1 pseudogene is annotated in these 342 nt (G+C 60.8%); it reads right to left on the bottom strand.

What is annotated here, in order from left to right:
• Positions 1-342, bottom strand: a pseudogene (locus HMPREF2726_RS12455) (RHS repeat protein); the annotation flags it as partial.

Here is a 342-nt window from a genome sequence, read left to right as displayed (position 1 = left end):
GGCGGTCAGACGGTTGAGGCGGTCGTATTCGAAGGTTTCGTGACTGCCGTCGGGGTAGTCGGTACGGACGGGGTTGCCCGCTGCGTCGTAGTGGTGGTGGGTGGTATGGCCCAGCGCATCGGTAACGGTTTCGAGATCGCCGTATTCGGTGTAACTGAAGCGGGTGGTTTCGCCGGTACAGTCGGTAAAGCAGACGAGCTGGTCGAGGGTGTCGTAGTGTAGGCGTCGGGTTTTGCCTAAGGCGTCGGTAATGGTTTCGGGCAGCCATTGGGCGTTGTAGCCGTAGCTAGTGGTGTAACCGGCGGGGTCGGTGATGCTGATGAGGTTGCCGCGTCCGTCGTA

It is taken from the genome of Neisseria sp. HMSC074B07 (assembly GCF_001810355.1).
In the GTDB taxonomy this organism is placed as follows: Bacteria; Pseudomonadota; Gammaproteobacteria; order Burkholderiales; family Neisseriaceae; genus Neisseria.
Note: the sequence above shows the minus strand (reverse complement) of the source record. Positions and strands in the feature narration are given on the sequence as shown.